18 protein-coding genes are annotated in these 21,883 nt (G+C 62.3%); 8 read left to right on the forward strand and 10 right to left on the reverse strand.

What is annotated here, in order from left to right:
• Positions 1–16: 16 nt before the first annotated feature.
• Together CAF74_RS28385 and CAF74_RS28390 are read right to left on the reverse strand one after the other, a co-directional pair.
• Complete coding sequence (locus CAF74_RS28385; protein ID WP_085748559.1) at positions 17–4,486, reverse strand: hemagglutinin repeat-containing protein; 4,470 nt, start codon at positions 4,484–4,486, stop codon at positions 17–19.
• Between the two features lie 94 nt (positions 4,487–4,580).
• Positions 4,581–6,308, reverse strand: a complete 1,728-nt coding sequence (locus CAF74_RS28390; protein ID WP_085748560.1) for a ShlB/FhaC/HecB family hemolysin secretion/activation protein — start codon at positions 6,306–6,308, stop codon at positions 4,581–4,583.
• A 237-nt stretch (positions 6,309–6,545) separates the two neighbouring features.
• Between CAF74_RS28390 and CAF74_RS28395 the strand changes: the two genes are divergently transcribed.
• Together CAF74_RS28395 and CAF74_RS28400 are read left to right on the forward strand one after the other, a co-directional pair.
• Positions 6,546–7,667, forward strand: coding sequence for an HlyD family secretion protein (locus CAF74_RS28395; RefSeq protein ID WP_085748561.1), 1,122 nt, complete (start codon positions 6,546–6,548; stop codon positions 7,665–7,667).
• On the forward strand, positions 7,664–9,256 hold the full coding sequence (locus CAF74_RS28400) for a DHA2 family efflux MFS transporter permease subunit (protein ID WP_085748562.1): 1,593 nt from the start codon (positions 7,664–7,666) through the stop codon (positions 9,254–9,256). The genes CAF74_RS28395 and CAF74_RS28400 overlap by 4 nt, the downstream gene beginning before the upstream one ends.
• A gap of 4 nt (positions 9,257–9,260) precedes the next feature.
• Here the strand turns inward: CAF74_RS28400 and CAF74_RS28405 are convergent, their stop codons facing one another.
• A complete protein-coding gene (locus CAF74_RS28405) occupies positions 9,261–9,701 on the reverse strand; it encodes a carboxymuconolactone decarboxylase family protein (RefSeq protein WP_085748563.1) in 441 nt (146 codons plus the stop codon).
• 240 nt (positions 9,702–9,941) lie between these two features.
• Between CAF74_RS28405 and CAF74_RS28410 the strand changes: the two genes are divergently transcribed.
• The 4 genes from CAF74_RS28410 (at position 9,942) to CAF74_RS28425 (ending at position 14,305) form a co-directional block, all read left to right on the forward strand.
• Complete coding sequence (locus CAF74_RS28410; RefSeq protein WP_085748564.1) at positions 9,942–10,448, forward strand: sigma-70 family RNA polymerase sigma factor; 507 nt, start codon at positions 9,942–9,944, stop codon at positions 10,446–10,448.
• Positions 10,448–11,407 (forward strand): FecR domain-containing protein, encoded by a 960-nt coding sequence (locus CAF74_RS28415; RefSeq protein WP_085748565.1) that lies wholly within the window; start codon positions 10,448–10,450, stop codon positions 11,405–11,407. Before CAF74_RS28410 ends, CAF74_RS28415 begins: the two co-directional genes overlap by 1 nt.
• Before the next feature lie 99 nt (positions 11,408–11,506).
• Positions 11,507–13,936: a TonB-dependent receptor gene (locus tag CAF74_RS28420; RefSeq protein WP_085748566.1), complete on the forward strand. Its 2,430-nt coding sequence runs from the start codon at positions 11,507–11,509 to the stop codon at positions 13,934–13,936.
• A 78-nt stretch (positions 13,937–14,014) separates the two neighbouring features.
• Positions 14,015–14,305, forward strand: a complete 291-nt coding sequence (locus tag CAF74_RS28425; RefSeq protein WP_039770290.1) for a hypothetical protein — start codon at positions 14,015–14,017, stop codon at positions 14,303–14,305.
• Between the two features lie 60 nt (positions 14,306–14,365).
• Here the strand turns inward: CAF74_RS28425 and CAF74_RS28430 are convergent, their stop codons facing one another.
• The 3 genes from CAF74_RS28430 to CAF74_RS28440 form a co-directional block, all read right to left on the reverse strand.
• Complete coding sequence (locus CAF74_RS28430; RefSeq protein ID WP_085748567.1) at positions 14,366–15,937, reverse strand: GGDEF domain-containing protein; 1,572 nt, start codon at positions 15,935–15,937, stop codon at positions 14,366–14,368.
• Between the two features lie 187 nt (positions 15,938–16,124).
• Positions 16,125–16,898: an aldolase gene (locus CAF74_RS28435; RefSeq protein WP_085748568.1), complete on the reverse strand. Its 774-nt coding sequence runs from the start codon at positions 16,896–16,898 to the stop codon at positions 16,125–16,127.
• A gap of 12 nt (positions 16,899–16,910) precedes the next feature.
• Complete coding sequence (locus CAF74_RS28440; RefSeq protein ID WP_085748569.1) at positions 16,911–17,618, reverse strand: haloacid dehalogenase type II; 708 nt, start codon at positions 17,616–17,618, stop codon at positions 16,911–16,913.
• Positions 17,619–17,727: 109 nt separating this feature from the next.
• On the opposite strand from CAF74_RS28440, the gene CAF74_RS28445 reads away from it, so the two are divergent.
• Positions 17,728–18,585 (forward strand): LysR substrate-binding domain-containing protein, encoded by an 858-nt coding sequence (locus CAF74_RS28445; RefSeq protein ID WP_085748570.1) that lies wholly within the window; start codon positions 17,728–17,730, stop codon positions 18,583–18,585.
• A 21-nt stretch (positions 18,586–18,606) separates the two neighbouring features.
• Here the strand turns inward: CAF74_RS28445 and CAF74_RS28450 are convergent, their stop codons facing one another.
• From CAF74_RS28450 to CAF74_RS28465, 4 genes are all read right to left on the reverse strand, one after another.
• Complete coding sequence (locus CAF74_RS28450; RefSeq protein ID WP_176240522.1) at positions 18,607–19,122, reverse strand: hypothetical protein; 516 nt, start codon at positions 19,120–19,122, stop codon at positions 18,607–18,609.
• Positions 19,122–19,850 (reverse strand): alpha/beta hydrolase, encoded by a 729-nt coding sequence (locus CAF74_RS28455; protein ID WP_085748572.1) that lies wholly within the window; start codon positions 19,848–19,850, stop codon positions 19,122–19,124. Before CAF74_RS28455 ends, CAF74_RS28450 begins: the two co-directional genes overlap by 1 nt.
• 3 nt (positions 19,851–19,853) lie before the next feature.
• Positions 19,854–20,351, reverse strand: a complete 498-nt coding sequence (locus tag CAF74_RS28460; RefSeq protein WP_011335137.1) for a PAAR domain-containing protein — start codon at positions 20,349–20,351, stop codon at positions 19,854–19,856.
• A 137-nt stretch (positions 20,352–20,488) separates the two neighbouring features.
• On the reverse strand, positions 20,489–21,148 hold the full coding sequence (locus CAF74_RS28465; RefSeq protein ID WP_011335138.1) for a ribonuclease T2: 660 nt from the start codon (positions 21,146–21,148) through the stop codon (positions 20,489–20,491).
• 165 nt (positions 21,149–21,313) lie between these two features.
• On the opposite strand from CAF74_RS28465, the gene CAF74_RS28470 reads away from it, so the two are divergent.
• Positions 21,314–21,796, forward strand: a complete 483-nt coding sequence (locus CAF74_RS28470; protein ID WP_045121792.1) for a hypothetical protein — start codon at positions 21,314–21,316, stop codon at positions 21,794–21,796.
• Positions 21,797–21,883: the final 87 nt, after the last annotated feature.

Genomic DNA, 21,883 nt, shown 5'->3' on the forward strand with positions numbered 1-21,883 from the left:
TTTCACTGACGGTAAATCAGCCTTTTTCGTCGATCCCGGCTTGCAGGGGCTGACTGTCCAGATGACCGCTCAGGGTCACCGGGCCGACTTTCAGGTTGCCGTTTTCAAGGGACACCTTCGGTGCGTTTTCTTCGGTTTTATGTGGCAGGTCGAGGCCGGCTTTCACGCCGTAGTCGAGGTTGCTCAGATCGCTGCTGCTGACCTTCGAACCACCCAGATCGACCTTGCCTTCGGCGGCGGAAATCCGCGCGCCGGTCAGCTGGGTAGCGCCGCCGACAGCGAGGTTCACACCCTGACTAGCGCTGATGCCGGAGGCCTGTTTGACGCTGTCCTTGTGCGCGTATTCGCCTCCGGCTTTCAGCGTTGGCTTGTAGTCGGTGCCCGCGAGTTTGCCCTTGTCGTCGGCCGGGGTTTTCTTGGCGGTCAGGCTCAGATCCACGTCGACCTTGGCGTGAGTGCTGGAGTCCTGACGGCTTTCGACCGACAGATCACCCGCCACATTGCCGCTGACGTTGCGCGCATCAATCCGCGCGCCGCTCAGGCTCGCATCACCGCCACTGTTCAACACCACCCTGTCAGCCTTGATCTGGCTGTTCTGCTGGGTGGTGCCTTGCAGGTAGTCCACGCCGACCTTGGCCCCGGCATTGAAGCCGTGATCGCTGCTGACTTTTTCATCGGCGGTGGTCGGTGTGCTTTTGCTCAGATTGCCGCCGGCGTTCAGCGCTACGTTCCAGTTGTTGCGGTTGTCGCTGGACTGCGCGGATTCCTGAACGAAACCGCCCTTCTGCGCATCGATGCTGACGTTCGGCGCGCCGACCTGAGTGCCTTGCAGGTGCACCGAATTGCCGCTCAGGGCGATGCCGTTCTGGCTGTTAAGCTGGCCACCGCTGAGGGTCTGGGTGTTCTCGTTGACCCGACCGATGTTGAAATTACCGCTGAGGTTGCCGCCCTGATCGCGGCTCTTCTCGCTGCTGGTTTTGCTGCCGCCGGCCTTCAGGCCGCCGCCGAGATTGCTGCCGGTGGCGACGTGCGAATCGGTGGCCGCTTGCAGGTCGAGTTTGCCGTCGGCTTTCAGGTCGATAGCACCAACGCTGTCGATCTTCGTGCCCTGCTGCACCTGATTGCCGCCGCTGCTCAATTGCACCGGGCCGTTGCCATTGATACTGGCTACGTGGGCCTGGCTGTCGGCGGTCTGGTTGTCTTTGTGATCGAGTTGGAACCCGGCGCCGAGATCGACATTGGTGCCGTCGGTGCCCGGCAAAGTGCCGACGGTCAGCGAACCGTTGCCACGCAGGCTGGAGCTGTCGCTGCTCTGGCGGTCGTTGGCCTGATTGAGAGCCAGATCGCCGCCGGTCTTGATGCTGACACCGCCCTGCCCGCCATCGAAACGGCTGCCTTCGAACTGGGCATCGCCGCCGACATTGATGCTCACGCCCTGATTGCCAGCGTAACCGCCAACCACCGCCGTGGAGCTATCCTTGCTCGACTGGCTGCTGCCACCCGCGCCGCTGCCGGCCACGTTCACGTCTTCACCAGTCTTGGTGTAGACGCGCACGTCGACCTTGGCATCCACCGTTTTTTCGGTGCAGCTGTGGGTGTTGTTCGCGGCATCGGCCACCAGTTTGTCGGCGCCGATGTTCACTTTGCCGACGCTGGCGTTGTACTGGGTGCCCTGGTCGTGCAGCGTGCCGCCGACCTTCACGTCCACGGTCTTGCCGTCGAACCGGCTGACCACAGCGTTGCTGCCTTGCTCGGTTTTATCGGCGCTGGCATGACCGATTGCCACGTCGATACCGACGTTCGGCTGACCGAGATTGGTCAGTGCGTCCTTGTCCGGCACCTTGCCGCCGAGCACGTCTTTCACCGCACCGGCAATCGGCCGGGCGATGTCTTTGTACTCGACGTTGGCGCCGATGTCCGCCGACCAGTTGCTCTCGCTGTGAATGATGCTTTCGGTGTTGCTGGCAGCACGGTTGTCGACTTCGTTGGCGGCGACGTTCAGACCGTTGCCGGACTTGAGTTGCGCGCCCTCGGTGGCGAGTTTGTCAGCGTTGATGTTCAGGCTGCCGCTGCTCTGCACGCCGGTGGTTTGCGCGGTCGTTTTGCCGGTGGAGTCTTGCGAGGTGCTGTGCGAGAAGTCCACGCCGCTACCGGCGCGGTCGAGCCCGCCGGTGTAGTAGAACCCGCCGCCGGTGCTGCGGGTTTCGGTCGAGGTGTTGTGGCTGTCCTGCTCGGCCAGCAGCGAGACGTTCTTGCCGCTCAGGGTGGTGTCGCCGGCGGTAGATTTCACCTCGGCGCCCTTGAGCGTCACATCGCCGCCCGCCTTCACTTGCACAGTGCCGCCGCTGAGGCTGGAACCCTGCTGCGTGACGTCGTTGGCGGTGACGGTTTGCGCCTTGTCTTCGTAATGCACGCCGGCGCGATACTGCTCCGCCGTCTGCTCCTTGGCGTAAGCGTCGAAACCACGAGTCTGCGTGCTGTTGGTGCTGTCGTGGGTGTTCTGCGTCGAATGCACCTTCACATCACCCGCCGCATCAGCCGTCAGCGAACCGCCGGCCTTGACCGTGGAGCCGGCGACTTCGATGTCCTTGGTGCTTTTCAACTTGAGGTTGCTGTCGGAAGCCAGCTCGCTGCGCACCGTGGTGCTGTCCTTGCTGTTCTGCCGGGACTCGTCCTTGGTGATGCCGAAGAACTTGCTGTCCTTGTCGTGGTTGTTGCTGTGCGAAGTGTCCTGCACGCCGTCGATGGTCAGCGAACCGTTGTCGCTGATCACGCTCGCGTCCTTGGCGCCGCGCACCTGGCTGCCGCTGATGCGTACGTCGTCAGCCTTGACCACCAGTTTGCCGGCCGCGTTGACCTTGCTGCCCTGATGCTGGGTCTGGCCCTTGTCGGCGTCGCCGGTCTTGCCGAAGAAACCGCCGCCGACCAGGTCACCGGAATAGCGGTTGTCGCTGCTGCGGTTGGTGCGGGTCGCGGCGGTGATTTCCACCTGTTTGCCGGCCAGTTGCAGATCGCCGGCGCTGTTCAATTCAGCGCCTTCGGAGCGCAACAGTGCGGCGGTTTGCAGGGCAATGTTGCCGGCCTTCAGCTGGCTGGTGATGCTGCGCTGCTCTTCGCTGCTGCTGTCCCAATCGGCTTTCCACAGGTGTTTGCGGTGCTTGCCCTGATCGGTCTGGGTGTGGCTTTCAGTGGCGGCGGTCAGGCGCAGATCGCCGCCGCTTTGCACGCTGAGGTTGTTCTTCGCGTCGACCTTGGCGGCTTTCAGTTCGGTGTCTTTGCCGGACGAGAGTTGCGCGTCGCGGCTGGCGACGATCTGGCTGCCGTGCTGGCGCGAATCGCTGTCGGTCTTGGTGCGCTCGTAAGTTTCCCAGGTGATGCCGATGGTGCTGTTGTTCCAGTTTTCGCGCTGTTCCTGAAGCTTGCGGCTTTCGACGGTGGTCAGGGTCAGATTGCGCTTGGCATCGACCTTCACGTCGCGACCGCTGACGTCGGCGGCGGCCAGCGTCAGGTCCTTGCCGCTGTGCAGGCCGACGTCGCCCTGGCTGCTGCGGATGCCGGCGCGGGTCACGTCGAGGCTGTCCGGAATCGCCTGACCGCTGACGCTCAAGTCGCCCGCCGAACGAATCTGCACGCCGTCACGTCCTGCGACTTGCACCGCGCCGACCTTCACGCCCGCGCCTTCAGCGGTGCTGACGATGTTGATGCGCCCGGCCTGCATCGCGCCGAACAGGCTGGCGTCGATCCGTTGATCGGTGGTGTTGCCCGCCGGGTCCACGGCTTTCACCTGGCCGCTGGCGTAGTCGATCTGATTGCGCCCGACGGTGAGGTTCAGTTGATCGCGAGCGCTGATTGCGCCCTGGCTGTCGATGCGCGGCGCGATCAGGTTGATCGAGCCTTCACCGTTACGCAGCCCGCCGCCCTGGATCTGCAACTGACCGGTGGCGTCGCGGGTGCTCAGGGCTTGCAGCTTGCCGTCGTTCAGCTCGGGCCGGCCGACCACCAGATTGGCGTTCGGCGTGTTGATGAAACTGCCGACATTCACCGAAATGCCGTTCGGGTTGGCGAGTACGTAGTCGGCGGCGCGACCGAAGATTTCCTGGGCGCCGTTGATGGCCGAAGGGTTGCGGCTGATCACTTCGTTGAGGATCACGCTCGCGGCCTGGCCCTGCAATTGCGGGTTGGCCGCCAGTTGCCCGGCGAGCTGCGATTGCCCGGCCTGCAAGGCGTTGTTCAACACCAGGCCCTGTCGGTCGACGTTGTAGTCGAGGAATTGGTTATGCGAAAGCCCCGAGCCGTTGGGCGCGACGATGTTGACGATCGGGACGTCGCCCTGGGTCTGCAGTTGCGCGGTGCCGCCGGGGCCGGGCGCGACCACCACGCCGCCGGCCATGGCGCCCGGCAGGTGAGCGACCAGGAACAGGCTGGCGATGGCCCAACGCAGTTTGCCCCGTGGGGAAAGATGAAACGCAAAGGTATTCATTGGCATAAAAAACTCTCCATGTAGTGCGGCATCACGTTGCGCGTTGAGTTGAAGGCCACGGCTGTCGCGCTCAGGTCCGATGGCTGTTGTTCACTGACGTTCATATCTGTAATCCGACCCGCATCAGCCAGGTTTCAGGCTCGCGGTGCAGGCCGGTCGGGGTGTTCAGGCTGCGTTGATAATCGACGTCCACTTGCAGGTTTTTCCAGCCCAGGTTGAGGCCGATGCTGGCGCCGCTCAGGCGTTGAACCGGGGCGCCGTGATCGGCCTTGATCCAGCCGTGGTCGAGGCCGACACGCGGGGTGAGTTGCATCGGCAAATCGGTGCGCAACGGCAGGCGCAAGGTGTTGCGCCAGATCGCGCCGCTGGCGCCAGACGCGCTGCTGACACGGTAACCGCGCACGGCGGAATCGTCGGTGCCGAGCAATTGTTCGATGGCCGGCAGCGGGTCGGGGCTGTACTGCAAATTGAGTTGGCTCTGCCATTGCCAGGCTTGCGCGCCGAGCTGGCCGTTGCGCCATTGGCTGAGGCCGGCGCGGTACTTGCGAAACTGTGCCTTGGGCAGGTTTTTGACCTGACGATCGGCATCGTCGTCGGCACCGAACCCGCTTAAGCCCTGGGCGTAATTGACGTCGAGGTTCCACACCGCGCGGTCGAGCCAGAACAGATTGAGCCCGGCCTCGGCCACGGTCAGGGTCGGGCTCTGGATGCCGAGGCGGACGCTTTCCAGATAGCTGTCGACATCCTTTTGAGCCAGTTGCAGGTTGGCGCTGAGCTGATGACTCTGGTCGCGCCACAACACACGGTCGGCGCGCAGGCTGAGTTGATCGGTGATGCCGGTGCTGTGAAAGGTCAGCGTGCTGAGCTTGAACGGCGCGCGGTATTCGGCGTGGCTGGCGAAAGTGCTGAACGTCCAGTAACCGTAGGGAATCGCGTAATAGAGGCTGGCGTTGCGGCTGTAGCGGTCGCCCTGATTAAGGGTGTCGCTGGCGCTGAGGCTCAACAGGTCGTTGAGTTCCAGCGGGCTGTCGAGGGTCAGGCTCAACGTGTCGCGATCACGACCGGTACTGGCGCTGCCGAGGTTGTCCACGCCCAGGCCCAGGCTCCAGCGCGACTGCCCCGAGGTGCGCGACCGCAAGATGATTTTCGACGCACCGGGCTGGCTGCCGGGGGCGATGTCGGCGGTCAGATCGAGCGAGCGCAGGCGGTTCAACTGATCCAGACCCTGCTCCAGATCCCGCAGGTTCAGCGGCTTGCCGAGCATGCCCGGGAATGCACCGCCGAGGGACACCGGCAGGCTCTGGTCGGCCAGTTCGATGGACTCGATGTAGCCTTCGTCGATCAGGATATCCAGCGATTGCTCGGCTACCGGCGCGCTGCTCAGGTAAGGCCGACTGGCGATGTAGCCCTTCTCCACGTACAGCGCGGTAATGGTCGCCAGCAGATGGTTGATCTGGCCGACGCCCATGCACGGCGCCAGCAGCGGTTTGATCCGGGCGTTGAGTTTGTCTTTGCCGATCAGCGTGACACCACCGATACGCGTACCGCTCAAGGGCCAGCAGCGCTCATCGGGTTTGATCGACCCAGGAATGGCCGGAGTGGCAGGCGTCGGGCCGAACGCGCCGCGCTCCAGTTGCCGCTTGCGCTGTTCGAGTTGCAGCTGTTGCAGATCGCGCTGTTGCAGTTGTTGCTGGCGCAGCACTTCCTGGCCAGGGGCTGGAGTTTCGGCGGCGAGAACGCTGGGCGCACACACACTCAACAACAAGGCCGACAACAGCGGGCGAGGCAGGGAACGACTACGAGAAACAGCGCAAAGCGAATACGGCACTCAACATCCTTGCAATCAACTGGCTTAATGCCACCCCATCAATTGCGGTGATAGTCAGAGCCTTCCTACACAAATGCAAGACGCTTCCTACGGCGCTTACATTTCTTAAACAAATGGTCAGCTTCTTCTTTCGACAGTCTTCATCTGACGATCGGCGGAAAAAATCAATTGCCACAAAATATTACTAGCGTCATATTACGGTCGTAATAGCCATTCCGCTTCTTCAGGTATTACGCCATGACCAGCATGCCCACCGTAGAACCCGATCTCGCCGTTCCGGTCAGCGCCCCCAAACCTCCCCTGCTCAAACGCCTGCTGTTGCCGACTGCGGGTCTGGCCGCGCTGGTGTTCGCCGGGCTGTACGCCGTGCATTGGTGGGGCACGGGGCGATTTCTCGAGGAAACCGACGATGCCTACATCGGCGGCGACGTGACGGTGATCGGGCCGAAAGTCGCCGGTTACATCGAGGAAGTGCTGGTCAGCGACAACCAGAAGGTGAAGGCCGGCGACGTGCTGATCCGCCTCGACGCGCGCGACTACCGCGCCAATCTGGCCAAGGCTGAAGGCGCGGTCGCCGCTGAGGAAGCGCTGCTGGCTAACCTCGATGCCACCGAACAACTGCAGCAAGCGGTGATCGGTCAGGCCCGCGCCGGCATTGATGCCGCCAGTGCCGAAACCGCCCGTTCGCGAGATGACAACGCACGCTACAAACGCCTGGTGACCACCAATGCAGTCTCGGTGGAAAGTGCACAACGGGCCGACGCCACCTTCAAGACCGCGCAAGCCTTGAGCGCCAAAGCCCAGGCCGAACTGCTGGCCGCGCAGCGCCAGCTCACCGTGATCGAAACCCAGAAACAACAGGCCCGCGCCGCCCTCCAGCAAGCCCGGGCCGAGCGTGATCTGGCGCAACTCAACCTCGGCTACACCGAACTGCGCGCACCGGTCGACGGCGTGATCGGCAACCGCCGCGCGCGGGTCGGCGCCTACGCGCAGGCCGGTTCGCAGCAACTGTCGGTGGTGCCGGCCAGCGGCCTGTGGGTCGATGCCAACTTCAAGGAAGATCAACTGGCGCGGATGAAACCCGGCCAGCGCGTGAGCATCCGCGCCGACGTGTTGTCCGGCCAGGAATTCCACGGTCGCCTCGACAGCCTCGCCCCGGCCACCGGTTCGCAGTTCAGTGTGCTGCCGCCGGAAAACGCCACCGGCAACTTCACCAAAATCGTCCAGCGCGTGCCGGTGCGGATCCTGCTCGACCCGGCCGACGGCGTGCTCGGCCACCTGCGTCCGGGCCTGTCGGTGACGGCTGAAGTCGACACCCGCGCCCAACCTGAAACCAACGCCGTGGCCAGCGCGCCATGAGCACCGCCCTCACCGCCGCCGCGCAGCCATTCAATGCCGCCGACATGACGACGGCGACCAAAGTGTTCGCCTTCGCCACGATGTGCATCGGCATGTTCATCGCGTTGCTGGACATCCAGATCGTCTCGGCCTCGCTGCGCGATATCGGCGGCGGGTTGTCCGCCGGCACCGATGAAACGGCGTGGGTGCAGACCAGTTACCTGATCGCCGAGATCATCGTGATTCCGTTATCCGGTTGGCTGTCGCGGGTGTTTTCCACGCGCTGGCTGTTCTGCGCCTCGGCGGTCGGCTTCACCCTCGCCAGCCTGCTCTGCGGCATCGCCTGGAACATCCAGAGCATGATCGCCTTTCGCGCGCTGCAAGGGTTTCTCGGCGGGTCGATGATTCCGCTGGTGTTCACCACCGCGTTCTTTTTCTTCACCGGCAAACAACGGGTGATCGCCGCCGCGACTATCGGCGCCGTGGCTTCGCTGGCACCGACATTGGGCCCGGTGATCGGCGGCTGGATCACCGACATTTCGTCCTGGCACTGGCTGTTCTACATCAACCTGGTGCCGGGGATTTTCGTCGCCGTGGCGGTGCCGATGCTGGTGAAGATCGATCAGCCGGAGTTGTCGCTGCTCAAGGGCGCGGACTATTTGAGCATGGTGTTTCTGGCGCTGTTTCTCGGCTGCCTGGAATACACCCTCGAAGAGGGCCCGCGGTGGAACTGGTTCAGCGATCAGACCATCCTGACCACCGCGTGGATCAGTGGACTCGCAGGGCTGGCCTTCATCGGCCGCACGCTGCACGTGGCCAATCCGATCGTCGACCTGCGCGCGCTCAAGGATCGCAACTTCGCCCTCGGCTGCTTCTTTTCCTTCGTCACCGGGATCGGCCTGTTTGCGACGATTTACCTGACGCCGCTGTTTCTCGGCCGGGTACGCGGCTACGGCGCGCTGGACATTGGTCTGGCGGTTTTCTCCACCGGGGTGTTCCAGATCATGGCGATTCCGCTGTACGCCTTTCTGGCCAATCGCATCGATCTGCGCTGGATCATGATGGCGGGCCTGGCGTTGTTCGCGTTGTCGATGTGGGAATTCAGTCCGATCACCCACGACTGGGGCGCCGGAGAATTGCTGCTGCCGCAAGCCCTGCGCGGAATCGCCCAGCAACTGGCGGTGCCGCCGGCGGTAACGTTGACGTTGGGTGGCCTGGCACCGGCGCGGCTCAAGCATGCGTCGGGCCTGTTCAACCTGATGCGAAACCTGGGCGGTGCAATCGGGATTGCCGCGTGCGCGACCATTCTCAACGACCGTACCAACCTGCACTTCACCCGGTTGGCGGAGCATCTGAACAGCAGCAACGAAGCGGTGAATCAGTGGCTGGCCCAGGTCGGCGGCAACTTTGCCGCACTGGGTCAGAGCGGCGATGTCGGCCTCACTGCCAGCCTGCGTCAGCTATGGCTGCTGACCTACCGTGAAGCGCAAACGCAAACCTACGGCGACACGTTCCTGATGATCATGGTGTGCTTCGGCATCGCCACGGCGATGGTGCCCTTGATGCGCAAGGTGCAACCACCGGCCGCGCCGAGTGCCGATGCACATTGATCGATCAGGCCTGTGGGGTTTTACGGAAGCCCACGGCCAGACGGTTCCAGCTGTTGATGGTGCTGATCGCCACAGTCAGGTCGACCATTTCTTTGGGCGAGAACTGGGCAGCGACGGCTTCGTAATCTTCGTCCGGGGCGTGGGTCAGGCTCAGTTGGGTCAGGGATTCGGTCCACAGCAGCGCGGCGCGTTCACGTTCGGTGAAGAACGGCGCTTCACGCCACGCGGTCACGGCGAACAACCGGCGCGGGGTTTCGCCGCCCTTGATCGCGTCGGCGGTGTGCATGTCGATGCAGAACGCGCAGCCGTTGATCTGCGAAGCGCGCAGCTTGACCAGTTCGATCAGGGTCTTTTCCAGCGGCAGTTTCGAGACGGCGGTTTCCAGGGCAATCATCGCTTTCAGGGCATCGGGGGACGCGGTGTAGAAATCGATACGAGGTTTCATCGGGGATCTCCGGGGCAAGTGAATGTGGGGCTACGTTAGTCCCGGCGCCCGGACCGGCAAATAGCCAATCTCCCGGAAGATGGGTAGGCCACTGCGCGGGTGTCAGAAAAGAAAGTGTGAATGGGCAATTGCCAGCACTCGTTGCGCGCCACTAGAATGCGATCAATTCTTAATTGCACCCTAATCGCACTCTCGATTGCATCTCTGGCAACGGACGCCCGAAACGAGTACCTGCCCTCCATGTCGTCCCTCGATCAGCCGTTGAATCAGCAAGTCCAGACGCTCTACAGCGAACACCACGGGTGGCTGCAGGGCTGGCTGCAGCGCAAGTTGGGCAACCGCTGCGAGGCGGCCGATCTGGCGCACGATACCTTTTTGCGCCTGCTCACCCGTCAGGTGATCAAGCCCCTGGGCAACGAGCCCCGGGCACTGCTAACGCACATCGCCAAAGGCCTGATGATCGATCGCTGGCGGCGTCAGGACCTGGAGCGCGCGTACCTGGAAACCATTGCGCACCTGCCCGCCGCCGAAGTGCCGTCGCCGGAAACCCGCTACCTGATTCTCGAAACCCTGTGGCGCATCGAAGCGCTGCTGCGCGAACTGCCCGAGCAGACCCGCGACACCTTCCTGCTGTCGCAGATCGAAGGCCTGACCTACGCGCAGATCGCCACGCGCCTGAATGTTTCGCTGATCACCGTCAAACGGCACATGCGTGCCGCGTTCATTGCCTGCCTGAGTGTCGCCTGATGAGTTCGTCGATGATCAACCCGCAGATTCTCGGCGAAGCCGCCGACTGGCTGGTGCAACTGCATTCCGGCACCGCGACGCCGTCCGACCATCAGGCCATCGCCCAATGGCGCAGCCGCAGCGCCGAGCACGCCATGGCCTGGCAACGGGCCGAAGCGCTGTTGGGGGATTTGCGCAGCGTGCCGGCCAACGTCGCGATCCAGACCTTGAAACGCGCGTCCCGCAAAGAAGGCCTGAGCCGTCGTCAGACCCTTACCCGCCTCGGCCTGCTGTTGATGGCCGGGCCGCTGGGCATCGCCTCGCAGCATGTACCGTGGCAGCAATGGACCGCCGACCAGCGCACCGCCGTCGGCGAACAAAAGAACCTGCAATTGCCGGACGGCACCCAACTGGTGCTCAACACCGACAGCGCGGTGGACATTGCTTTCAGCCCGGTGGAGCGCCGCGTCCTGCTGCTCAACGGCGAAGTGCTGATCAACACCGCCGCAGACGCCAGCGCCCGTCCGTTCATTGTCGAAACCCCGCAGGGCATGGCTCGCGCACTGGGCACGCGATTCTGCGTGCGTACCGAGGGTTCGCGCAGCCAGGTGTCGGTGCTTGAAGGCCAGGTCCAGATCACCCCGCAACTGCTCAAGCAGAGCGCGATTCTCCAGGCCGGTGAGCGTCAGCGTTTCAAGCTCAACAGCTTCGACAGCGCCGAAACCTTCGACACCGCGTCCCTGGCCTGGGACAAAGGCATGCTGCTGGCCAGCAACATGCGCCTGGACGAATTGCTCGGCGAACTCAGCCGCTATCGCCGGGGCGTGCTGCGCTGTCATCCGGACGTGGCGGCGATGCGCGTGTCCGGGGCGTTTTCCCTGCGCGACACCGACGCCAGCCTGCGTTTGCTCAGCGATACGTTGCCGCTGAACATCAACAGCCTGACCCGCTATTGGCTGTCGGTAGAGCCCCGTGTCTAAGCCCTCGGAAAATATTTTCGATATTTGCTGATACCTTTTCGCGACTCGTCCGGTGAGTGGATAGACCTTTCAATTCCACGCCCCCGACAGGAACACCGAATGACCGCAATGCCATCGCCCCGCCCCGCCACGTTTGCGCTCAAGGCCCTGAACCTGAGCCTGGCCCTGGCCTTCAGCGCACTGCTGCCGAGCGCCGCCCAGGCCGCCGACAGCGTCAGTGAAAGCGCCAGCCGCAGCGTCAACATCGGCCCCGGCCTGCTCAGCCATGTGCTGGCGCAATTTGCGGTCAGCGTCGGCGTGCCGCTGTCGTTCGATCCGGCGCAACTGGGCAATCGTCAGAGCCCGGGCCTGCAAGGCAGCTACACCGCGCAGAGCGGTTTTGCGCGGTTGCTGGAAGGCAGCGGTTTCGAGCTGATCAGCACCGGCCACAACGGTTACACCGTGGCGCCGAAAGTTGCGGCGGACGGCGCGCTGGAACTGGGCGCCACCAACGTCAGCGCCCTGCGCGACGACAGCGGCAATACCTACGGCGGCGAACAGGTCGCGCGCCGCGCGCAGATCGGCATGCTCGGCAACCAGGAGGTCAACGACCTGCCCTTCAGCGTCACCAGTTACACCGCCAAGACCATGGCCGACCAACAGGCCCAGACCGTCGGCGATGTGTTGCTCAACGACGCCTCGGTGCGCCAGTCCAACGGCTTCGGCAACTTCTCGCAGATGTTCATGATCCGCGGCCTGCCGCTGGCCTCCGACGACATTTCCTATAACGGCCTCTATGGCGTGCTGCCCCGGCAGATCATCGCCGTCGAAGCGCTGGATCGAGTGGAACTGTTCAAGGGCCCGAACGCGTTCGTCAACGGCGTGACCCCGAGCGGCAGCGGCATCGGTGGCGGGATCAACCTGCAACCCAAACGCGCCATGGACACGCCGACCCGCAGTGTCACCCTCGATTACAGCGCCGACGGTCGGGTCGGCGGGCATCTGGATCTGGGCCAGCGCTTTGGCGAGGACAACCGCTTCGGCGCGCGGGTCAACCTGATGCAGCGCGAAGGCGACACCGCGGTCGATGACGAAGATCAGCGCTCGTCGCTGTTCAGCGTCGGCCTGGACTATCGCGGCGATCGCCTGCGGGTCTCGACCGATTTTGGCTATCAGAAGCAGGTCATCAATCAGGGTCGCTCGGTGGTCTATGTCGATTCGAGCCTGACAAAAGCCCCCAAGGTGCCGCACGCCAACGCCAGCTACGCCCAGAGCTGGAGCTACTCGCAACTCGAAGACACCTTCGGCATGGCCCGCGCCGAGTACGACCTGAACGACAACTGGACGGCCTACGTGTCCGGCGGCGCCAAGCACACCCGCGAGAACGGCGTGTACTCGTCGCTGACCGTCACCGACCTCAACGGCAACGCCCGTGGCGGCATGCTCTATTCACCCCACGACGAAGACAATCAAAGCGCCATGGCCGGGCTCAACGGCCGCTTCGACACCGGCCCCGTCACGCACCAGTTGAACCTCGGCTGGGCGGGGATCTGGGGCGAGCAGCGCTCGGCGTTTGAAACCATTGGCACCGCTGGGCGCTACAGCACCAACCTGTACAACGTCACCGACAAGCCGCGCCCGGCGCCAACCTCGTTTGCCAGCGACATCAACGACCCGCGCATCACCGGCAAGAACATCCTGCGCAGCGAGGCGATTTCCGACACCCTCGGCTTCGTCGATGACCGCATCCTGCTGACCCTCGGCGTGCGTCGCCAGGCACTGAAAGTCGACGGCTGGAGCACCGCCACCGGCGCCCGCACTTCGAGCTATGAAGAGTCGATCACCACCCCGGTCTACGGCCTGGTGATCAAGCCGTGGGAACACGTGTCGTTCTACGCCAACCGCATCGAAGGCCTGGCCAAGGGCCCGACGCCGCCGACCACCGCGATCAACCGCGACGAAACCTTCGCCCCGGTGCGCAGCAAGCAGATCGAAGCCGGCGTGCGCCTGGACATGGGCAGTTACGGCGCCAACCTCGGCGTCTATCGCATCGAACAACCGTCGAGCTACACCCAGGACGGAATCTTCCGGGTCGACGGCCAGCAGACCAACAAAGGCGTGGAACTCAACGTCTACGGCGAACCGCTCGACGGTCTGCGCCTGCTCAGCGGCGCAACCGTGATGAAGACTGAACTGGAAGGCAGCAGCAACGGCGTGAATGACGGCAACCGTGCCGTCGGGGTGCCGCGCTTCCAGTTCAACCTCGGCGCCGACTGGGACATTCCGGGCCTCGAAGGCGCCGCCCTCAGCGCGCGGATGTTGCGCACCGGCGGCCAGTACCTGAACGCGGCCAACACCCAGAGCATTCCGGCGTGGAACCGGTTCGACCTGGGTACGCGCTATGCCTTCAAACTGGATGAGAAGCAGATCATCCTGCGGGCCAATCTGGAGAACGTCGCCAACGAAGCCTATTGGGCCTCGGCCAACGGCGGTTACCTGACCCAGGGCACGCCGCGCACGCTGAAGGTTTCGGCCACCGTGGACTTCTGACCGCTCGTCATCCGGCCGGCACCAAGGGTTCGGCGCGTCTGACCAATATCAGGTAAATCCCCTTTCCGGAGACAGACCATGATGACGCGCAAACTCACCTCGCTGTTGTTGATCGGCCTGCTGGCCACGGGCTCAGCCGCGACATTCGCCGCCAACGACGGCGCCGATGCCACGGGCACCAAATCCGGCTCCACCAATGGCTCGCCCATGCCACCGGACAATACGCCGGGCTCGCCGTCCGGCGGCAGCGGCGCGGGTGGCGGCACCGGCACCAACGGCGGTGCCAGCGGTTCGGGTTCGGGAGCGGGAGGTGGCACCGGTTCGGCCGGTGGCGGCACGGGCGGTGCCGGCGGTGGCACTGGCGGCTGAACGAACAAGAGCAGGCCGTGGTAAACGCCATGGCCTGTGTCTGAACCCTACCGTTTTTTGTCAGCGATCCGAACGTAGCAATTCGCCGAAACCGACGTCCATCGACAACACGGCCGCGCGATTGCGGCCGGCGTTTTTGGCCTGATACAGCGCCGCATCGGCGCGCTGGATGAACAGCTCAGGGCTGTCGTTGCCCAGCGGAATAAACGAATAGCAGCCCAGGCTCACCGTCAGATAACCGGTGGGCGAACCGCTGTGGGTGATGTGTTTGTCCATGACGCTGCGGCGGATCTGCCCGGCAATCGCCAGCGCGCCGTTGATGTCGGTGTCCGGCAGCAACACCGCGAACTCTTCCCCGCCATAGCGCACCGCCAGATCGGACTTGCGCTGGCAGCAGTTCTTCACCACCTGCGCGACCTGCGTCAGGCAATGGTCGCCGGCCACGTGGCCGTAGGCATCGTTGTAGCTTTTGAAGAAATCGATATCGAGCATGATCAGGCTCACCGGGCTCGACTGCCGCGCGCCCCGGGCAAACTCCACCTCCAGCGAGCGCTCGAACAGACGCCGGTTGGCCAGCCCGGTCAGGCTGTCGTGGGTGGCGATCTGCTCCAGCGTCCGCTGGGCCTTGCGCAGGTTTTTCTCGATCCGCTCGCCATCGCGCACCTGATGAATGAACACCCAGCCGAACAGCCCCACGCCGAGCATCACCAGCGCCACGATCACGCTGGACTGGAACGCCCGGTCATACCAGCCCTGGAGGATCGTGTCCCGGGACGAAGACGCCGCGACCACCAACGGGTAGCTTTCCAGCTGCCGGTAACCATAAAGACGGGTGACACCGTCGACCACCGAATCGATCATCGCGGTGCCGGCGGACGCATTGGGCAGCAACTTCTGGTAGATCTCGCCCTTGGCCAGCGAGGTGCCGATCAGGCTCTCGTCGAACGGCCGCCGGGCGAGCAAGGTGCCGTCGGTCAGGCCGAGGAACATGGTGCCGTTGTCGTCCAGGCTGAAGCTTTTGAAGAACCGGTCGAAGTAGGACATCTTGATCCCGGCCAGCAGCACACCCTGAAAATTGCCGGCGTGGTCGTTGACCCGTTTCGAGATCGGGATGATCCACTCACCATTCTCACGGCTGCGGATGGCCGGGCCGATGTGCGCCACGGCCGAGACGTTCTGCTGGTGAAACTTGAAGTACTCGCGATCCGCCACACCATTACCGCGCGGCAGATCCGCGAACGAGGTAATCACCCACTGCCCTTCGCGGTCGAACAGGAACATGCCGTGCAACTGCTCGAGTTGCTGCACCCGCCGCGCGAGGGTTTTCTGCAAACGCGGCTTCTGCGCCGCGCCATAACCATCGTCCTGAACCCAGTCGACCAGGCTGGTCAGCACCAGATCCGCTGCCAGAAAAGTGTCTTCAGCCTGCTGCGCCATCGCCCGGGTCAGGTTGGCCGACGACACCTGTGCGTTGGCCAGATCCTGACGCCGCGACTGTTCGATCTGCAAATACAACAGGCCAGACAGGCTCAGACACACAGCCACGATGAACAACACCGCCGCCTTGCGCAGGGGCAAACGCTTGAGGGTGCCGCCGGGGGCTTGGTTCGGATCGTGAATGGGGATAGGCAAAAGCGTGTCCTGGGCAGGTACGACAGGGGCAAAAGCCCGAAACCCTTGTTTTCGTGAGCGTAGCCCACCGGGTTGTGTGGGGCAACCAAGTGCCCCCGCTACGATCCCGACCCAGTTGCTATCGGCGCGCAGGGCAATTGGATGACCTGCGGCGCGAATTATTTTTGCCTGCCCGTTTTCCTCGCTTTTACCCCCGGCTCGACAACCGCCGCATTGCACTGCGCAGATGCGCCCGCGCACTTTCCGGATCGCCCTCGCGCATCTGCTCGTACGCCCGCTGCGCAACCGCGTGCGGCACCGGTTTCAACACCCGTTGCGTGGCCATCGCCAGCAGTTGCACTTGCGCGGCGCGCTCCAGGTAATACAGATCGTCCCAGGCTTCGGCGATGGTCGGCGCCGCGACAATCACTCCGTGATTCTTCAGGAACAGAATGTCGGCCTCGCCCATGACCCCGGCAATCCGGTCGCCTTCGCGCTCATCCAGCGCCAGCCCGTTGTAATGCTCGTCCACTGCCGTGCGCCCGTAGAACTTCAGCGCGGTCTGACTCAGCCATAACAGCGGTGGCCCCTCCAGCAGGCACAACGCCGTCGCGTTCGGCATGTGGGTATGGAACGCGACCTTCACCCGGGGCAGCCGCTGGTGCAGGCGCGCGTGAATATAGAAAGCGGTCGCTTCCGGCTGACCCTCGCCGTCCACCACGTTGCCGGCGAAGTCGCAGATCAGCAGGTTGTGCGCGGTCACTTCGGAAAACGCATGGCCGTACGGATTGACCAGAAAAAGGTCAGCGTGTCCCGGCAACATCGCCGAAAAGTGATTGCAGATCCCCTCCTCCAGCCCGTGCAGCGCCGCCAGTTGAAAGCACGCCGCCAGCTCTTGGCGAGCAGTGATGATGGCTTCGCTGTCGAGGTTCAACGAGGCGTAACGCGCGGGTCGGGCGCTGCCGGTCAGGGTATGGGCCATGGCGAAACTCCTTTATGACCAGCCAAGGGATGAGAACAACGGAAGGACTTCGTCCAGCGTGTTGAGGATCGCGTCGGGTCGATAGTCCGGCAGCAACTGACGACCGGTCCCTCGATCAATCCATACGCAGCGAAAATGCATGTCGCGGGCCGCCGTGTGGTCGAGCATCGGGCTGGCGCAGATGTGCACCACCTGATCGCGGCTGACGCCCAATTGCTCATGAGCGTAGTCGAACAGCCTCGGCGCCGGTTTGTAGGCGCCGGCCTGTTGCGCGGTGATCAACCGGTCGATGTGGCCGCCGAGTTGAGCGACGTTGCCGGCGATGATGTCGTCATCGGTGTTGGAGACGATGCACAGCTTGAAACCCTTGGCCTTGAGCTGCGCGAGGGTCTCGACGACTTCGGGGAACGGCGGCATCTGCGGGATCGCAGCGGCCAGACGCTGACTGTCTTCGCTGGCACTCGCCAGGCCCAGTTCTTCCAGGGCCAGTTGCAGGCCGAGAGTGCTGAGTTCGCGAAACGAGCGATGCGGCGGCGTCTGTTCCAGGCGATGTTCGTGGCGGTCATAAACCTCGATCAGGCGCCCGGCGTCGACCCGGTGTTCGCCCTTCTCGCTCAGGATCCGCCCAGCCACGGCGCGCAGGCCTTCGTCCCATTGAATCAAGGTGCCGTAGCAATCGAATGTCAGCCATTGCGGGCGCGGTGTGTTGATCAAGGTCATGGGGAATTCCTCTGCAAGTGAGGGCTTCAGCTTATGAACTCGGGGTGATAGTGTGAAATTAAATAAATAGCCGACCGTCAGTTGCCAAAAAAATATCGAGGCCGCCGCCATGCTGGATCTGGAACTGCTGAAAACCTTCGTCTGCGTGGTCGATGAAGGCAGCTTCACCCGCGCCGCCGAACGCGTCCACCGCACCCAATCCACGGTCAGCCAACAGGTACGCAAACTCGAAGACCTGGTCGGCCACGCCCTGCTGTTGCGCGACCGCACCGGGTTGAACGTCAGCGTCACCGAGCACGGCGAACTGCTGATCCACTACGCCCGTCGATTACTGGCCTTGTCGGCCGAGGCCAGCGAAGCCCTGGCCAGCGATCTGGATCTGGAAATCCTGCGCATCGGCATGCCGGAAGACTTCGACGCCCGACGCATGGCGCTGATCCTCGCCGGCTTCACCCGCAGCCACCCGCAAGCGCGGCTGGAAACCGTCAGCGGCATGAGCCTCGACCTGCGCCAGCGCCTCGACAGCGGCGAAATCGACATCGCCCTGATCAAACGCGAACCCGACAGCGGCCCGGCCTGGGCGACCTGGCCGGAGCGACTGGTGTGGGTCAAAGGCGTGGAATTCGATGCCTCCACTGGCGTGCTGCCGCTGGCATTGTTTCCCCAGGGTTGCCTTTACCGGCAACGGGCAATCCGCCTGCTCGACGTGGCGCAACGCCCATGGCGTGTGGCCTTCGGCAGCCACAGCCTGACCGGCATTCAGGCGGCGGTCGCCTCCGGGCTCGGGGTTTCGGTGCTGCCGGCGTCGGCAGTGTTGCCGGAGCATCGGGTGTGCACGGACTTGCCGCCATTGCCGCCGACGGAGCTGGCGCTGGTCAGCCGCGAAGGGGTGTTGAGTGGATTGCAGCGGGGGTTGGTAGAGTTTTTGCGGGGAGAACTGGGGGTGGATGCGGGGGGATTTGCTTGATCCCCCCAAATGGCGCTGAGCTCAGGGCTTGTTGACTTCGCGCAGCAGGTCTGCGACCGGGAGGTTCATGGTGTTTGAGTAGTAGGGTTTGTAGCCGTAAGCGGTGACCACGACCTTGCAGGGGATTTGTTGTTTGTCTGAGAGGAGTTGGTTGATTTCTGCCACTGACAAATATCTTTCCGAGCTTCGGTTGCTGGAGGTCTCGGAAATGAAAGCATGGGTCAGATAAGAGTATCCCGCCGGGGCTCCGTCTCTTTTATCCGGCGATATCAATCCAAACGCTGAAAACCGAATGGCTTTACCAACCGAGAAATCCTGATCTTCAGCCAAGGCACAATGAAGCATGCCTGAAGCCATTCCAACCCTCTCTCCCCGACCAAAAAGATCCAACACATCAATATTCGACTGATATCTGATTACATATAAAGATCTGTCTCTCTCAACAGACACATAGCTCAAATTCGCTGGAGGCCATACATGGTCTTTTGCACAACCAGAACAAATCACGAAAAGCAGGCAAGCGAACAGTCTATACATCAGGAAAATTCCTCCATGATCGAGTCAAACAGCAGATCACCAGCAGACTTGTTTCCCGCGATACGTGCGGTAAACAGACCCAAAGCGTTTGCATGATTGGTATCTACATTCACGTTCAGTGACGGGCCACAAGTGATAAGCCATTTTTCGCCAAAGTCGGCGACCCCATCTGAAGGGTCTCTTTTGCTAGGCGTAGCCTTGATATTGACCCAATTGGCCGCAACCGGATCAGGACGGTCAAAATAGATATCTGAACCCAACCAGACCAAAGCGCCCTCACCCACGGGATCAAGGGTAACCAGCATCTGAACACGGTATCCCCATTCGGACATGATCTTTGTCAGGTGCGCGCCATTCCAGCCACCGAGGCTGTGGCCGACGATATATACGGGGCAGCTTTTGTAAGGGATCAGGCTTAGAACATACCGCTGAATATCTTTCTTTCCTTTGACTTCGTTGTACCCCAACCAATCCGATTTATATTTCCCCTCCGTTGCCAAATCCTGAACGCGCTGATCGAAGTATTTATGGGCTTCTTGAATGTTTCCATACGGCCCTGAAAAGTAATAACTCTCCTTATCCCCAGCGCCTCCGACAAACACAACAACCGCCTTGGTACTCTCCACCGGCACAGACTTCACACTGACATCCTTCTTGTCCGTCAGCGTATGTTCCTTATGCAGCTTGTAATTGTTGCCTTTCTCGCACGTAACCGTTTCCGCACTCATGCTTCATTCCTCCAGAAACAGTTTGATGGTTTCAGGAAGATGCGAACTGATCGTGTGGGTAAAACCGGCGGCGTCAGACACGCCGTGCTCCATCCGACCGTCCGCGCGCTGAATCATGTACGGATGATTCGGCATCGGTTCGCCGGTCGTGTCATTCACCAACTGCAACTTGTCGGTGAAATGCACCGGCATTGGCAGCAGGCCGCTGAAAGGAGCGTTCACCACGGTATCGCCGATGATCACGGTGCCAGATCCACCGATGACCACATTTCCATGCCCACCGGTGCTGTCCAGGGTGGCGGCGTTCAGGCCATTGATAAAAACCGTCGAGGCAACGCCACCGGTAATCGGACTGCCGCACGCCGACTTGTCGGTCATTCGCGCAGCGGGCAGCCCGTCGAAATTCACATTCGGCGAACCACTGACAATCGGGTTGGTGCCATGCCCCGGCAACGGGCAAGCGGTCGGGTCGGTCACTCGGGCAGCGGGTTTTCCGCTCATGAAAAGCTCCTTGCGGTGTCGCATCATCATCCATTGGCGCGCAAGCATGAACAAAGTCGGGGCGTTGTTCAAACCCGCATGCAAAAAAACAGGCGCCTGAAGAGGCGCCTGTTTTTTATGGCCGGTAATCGCTCCGGTTAACGCGACGGCGGTACTCGAATATCCCCCGCCCGGCACTGGGTTTTCACACCCTTGCCGCAAGCGCCGAATTGCAGGTCCTTGCCCATGCACACGCGCACTTCCGAGAGTTCCGGGCCGTTGCAGATGACGGCGATGCCGTCTGACGGGATGCCCGGGTTGCTCCTGCGGAACAGGTCGGCAATTTCCTGCGCTTCGAAGTAATAAGAGCTACTGAACGGTTGCAACTCTTGCGGGATTTTCACCGCGCCCACCGCTTTGTCCGCTTCGTCCAGATAGCCCATCGCGCCGAGGCCGCTGCAAGTGCCGTGCTTGCTCCATTCGTGATCGAGCAGTTTTTTGGTCGGGAACAGCGTCAGGCCTTTGGCCGTTTCGGCGGCCGACAGGTTGGTCAGCGGTGGGCAGGATTCCGGCCAGCCGCCCTTGGCGTATTGCGGCCAGAGGCCATGCAGGACAAAACCGTAACCCTTGCCGGTACATTGCGGGTCATCCTTGTGGGTCAGGCAAAAGGTCGGCGACCAGGACAACGTCAGCAGGTAGTAATCGAACACCCCCGCCACCGATTCCGCCTTGCTGGCAGACGACTGGCGTGCCGAACTCAGGCCGATGCTACCGACCGTCAGCGCAATCAGCGCCATAATTGTAAAAAGCTTTTTCATGTTCCCGTTCCTTGGGACGCGTGCGTCCGTGGTTTCTGTGGTCTGACCGTCACATGGTCAGGGGCTGATTGAGTCACGCTTGTGTTGCAGGCGCATGACGCAGGGCAAAACCTGCATTACTTTGAAAGGACTACGATGTTGTTGAACTCAACACAGGGAACCGACATGAGTAAAGCAGACGAACTCGCCGCGAAACTCAAACAAACCCGGCACACCCATGCTGACGAAATCACCTGCGCCGAACTGGAGATCGATTGCTGGCCGGCTCAGGTCTACGCCTTGTATCACCGCATCGAAGGCTGGTTGCAACCGGTCACCGAAGTAGGACTGAAGATTCGGCGAAATCCTACCCATGTTTGCGAAACTTCGCCGGATGGCGAGACCCACGACTACGCCATCGACCAGTTGATCATCGAAGCCAACCATCACAGCCTGACGTTCGATCCCATCGCCCGTTTCACCGAAGACGGCTCCGGGCGTGTGCAAATCGTCCTGCCGGGCCGCGAAGCATCGCTGCTGCGCACGGTCGATGAGCACGGTGAAAGCCATTGGTGGTTGCAGACGCTCGAAACCGGGCAACAGCTGGATGCCATTGCGTTGACGGAAAACAACCTGTTGTTGGTGGTCCAGGAAGGTCTCGGTTTGTAGGTTGAACCTGACACAACTGTAATCCGCGCCTCAGCCTGCTGAAAGCTGCCGCTGGTTAGCCTCCCCGTCATTGGTCAAACGGGGACT

It is taken from the genome of Pseudomonas sp. R45(2017) (genome assembly GCF_002112305.1).
Classification (GTDB): domain Bacteria; phylum Pseudomonadota; class Gammaproteobacteria; order Pseudomonadales; family Pseudomonadaceae; genus Aquipseudomonas; species Aquipseudomonas paraglycinae.